The 2,301-nt window shown below is 65.4% G+C and carries 2 protein-coding genes; one reads left to right on the top strand and one right to left on the bottom strand.

Features of this window, described 5'->3' with window-relative positions:
• Positions 1-173 precede the first annotated feature (173 nt).
• On the bottom strand, positions 174-1,037 hold the full coding sequence (locus VEY12_04425) for a hypothetical protein (GenBank protein ID HYM39378.1): 864 nt from the start codon (positions 1,035-1,037) through the stop codon (positions 174-176).
• Between the two features lie 407 nt (positions 1,038-1,444).
• Here VEY12_04425 and VEY12_04420 point away from each other — a divergent pair, with 407 nt between their 5' ends.
• Positions 1,445-2,068: a hypothetical protein gene (locus VEY12_04420; GenBank protein HYM39377.1), complete on the top strand. Its 624-nt coding sequence runs from the start codon at positions 1,445-1,447 to the stop codon at positions 2,066-2,068.
• Positions 2,069-2,301: the final 233 nt, after the last annotated feature.

Here is a 2,301-nt window from a genome sequence, read left to right as displayed (position 1 = left end):
CGGCAGGTCTGGTCGTCTTGCTGATCGTCGGTATTCCCGGAATCATCTACGTGGTCTGGTCCCTTCGAAAAGCCTGAGCGGTGTCGCCGGTTCGCACCCCACGATCAGTCCTCTCCCTGACCGGGGCGTTTTGCCCGGGTGTGCTAGGCGCGCAGGTCGCCGTGCTTCCGCCGTCATGGCTCGGTTCGAGAGGTGCTTGCCCGGTTGAGGACGCTCAAAGCCTCTACGGTCGCCCACTGGCTCGGCTCATGCAGGGGCTCCAGCATCAGGGGAAACATGACCCCCCGGTACTGATAGCCCGCGAGCGCCGAATCGAGGTCGGGGTGCGACGCCTCCAAGGCCCACGTCCCAGCCGGGGCCTGCTTGCGGCGAAGCCAGTTCAGCGCAGGGGCCAAACGAGGGTCCGCACCGTAGCCTAGCCGCGTCAGGATGCGAAGTCCCACGAGCACGTCGTAGAAGTAGTGGTTCGGGAAGTGAATCCGGAACCACGGCGGATAGCGCACACTCCCCTCGTTCATGAGGCGGTGTCCAAGGTAGAACTCCGCTCCTCGCTCGATCGATCGGCGCACGCGTTCGTCGCGACAGGCCTCGGGGATCTCGGCGAGGGCGGCGAGTCCCTCCCAGCCATCCAAGGTGCCCGTGCGCGAGGGAAAGCAATGCCACCCCCCGTCCCGTTTCTGGGTTCGGACGATCCAGTCGATCGACCGCTGCACGGCCGGATCCTTGAGGTAGCCGAACCGAATCAGCATCCTCACAGCGTTGCCCGTGACGCAGACCTCCCCGTTCCGTCCCGAGAGGTCTCCGTTCTTGCCCCATCGGTTCACAAGGAGTTGGGCGGTCCTGCGTATCCGAGGATTGGCCCGGGTCATGCCGAGGTCGGCCAGGACGATCGCGACCCAGTTGGTCACGATGTACTTGGGCTGGTAGAGATCTTCGGCGGCCGTGCCCGGCGTGACCCAGTGCCCGTCCGGCCACTGGGAATGCAGGAGAGCCGCAGCCCAGCCCGACCGGCCGATCGCTTGGGAGGCGGCGCGCACTTGGCGGTCCTCCGGGGATCGACCCTCGACTTCGACTAGGAACCGCGCCCGGACGCTGGGGTCGGACTTCGGTCCGGTGAGCCATCTTCGTATTCGGGGAGAGACGCGCATCGGCCCGGCGAACATCTCTTCACACTAATAAGGGTCCACGATTCCCGAATGGCTGCGAAGCGTCGTGCCCTTGTTCGCTCCGAAGGAGGAGGATCTTCTTCCACGCCCACCCCCCAGCCAAGCTCCCGGAACGAGCGCCAATTTCGTCATGCGGTTTCACCGAATCGAAATTGGGCCGATTTCAGAGACCCTCAAGCAGATTTCGTATCGGAAGGAGGGTCGGAAGTCCGGTCGCCCCTCGAACGGCCGGAAGGGCTATCCCCGGCCTCGTGTTGCAGCTGGCGGAGTGTGAAGGGATGCTATCGGCAAGCTCGGCGCCCCCGGCCGCGCTGCGAGCTGCGACTCGACGGCCCCAGCGGCGTTTCGTTCGGCTGGTCCTGCTGGGCGTGGTCCTGGAGCTCGCGGCGGCAGCGTTGGGCGGATTCCTTGGCCTACTCGAAGTCGCGCTGTTCGGAGCCGGCCCGGGTCCGAGTTGGCTTTCGGACCTGTTCTACCTCGAGATCCCCGCGGCATTCTTGAGCGGCTTCGGCGGGTTCCTCGTCCTCTATGGAGTCGCCCTGGGGATACGGGAATCCCTGTCGCATATCGCGCCATCCCGAGGCGGAGAAGGCCTCGAGACGCAGGGCCTGGGGGCCTCGACGGGTCCGACCCTGCCCGAGCCGTGGTGGAAGCGGTCCCCGTTCCGGTTCGCCCTGGTCGGCGCGATCCTCGTTCTGGTCGGCTTCGTCGTGGACTTCTCCGTGCTAACCCTGAGGTTCCTGCAGGTCTATTCTCCAGTCACGGCCGGATCGTTTACGGCGTACATCCAGCTGACGACCTCAGTGACGGTGGTCACCGGAGTTGTGCAAGTCTTGGGTGCCGTCCTGGCCAACTTGGGCATCGTGGCGACGCTGGACCGGACCGCGGACTTGACGCATTGATGAGGCAGCCGCCTCGCACCGAAACTTGGCTTGTGGCCGAAGCTGTGTGAGGAGCCCGATGAGCGAGCCGAGCGGGACCGCGATCCCCGGATCGGAGACCGTCGTTCAATCCCATGGTTCAAATAGACTGCCCCGTCTCCCTATGTCGATGGCCAAGAAGGAGAAGCGGATGACCCGGGCGGCGCGGAGACGCGCTCGGCGCGGGCACGTCAAGGGACCCGAGCACCGGATTA

The organism is Thermoplasmata archaeon, assembly GCA_035632695.1.
Lineage (GTDB): Archaea > Thermoplasmatota > Thermoplasmata > RBG-16-68-12 > RBG-16-68-12 > RBG-16-68-12.
This window is presented reverse-complemented; position numbering and strand designations above follow the sequence as displayed.

Coding starts and splice junctions, on each gene's coding strand:
- VEY12_04420 (HYM39377.1), top strand. CDS start 1,445: ATGCTATCGGCAAGCTCGGCGCCCCCGGCCGCGCTGCGAGCTGCGACT.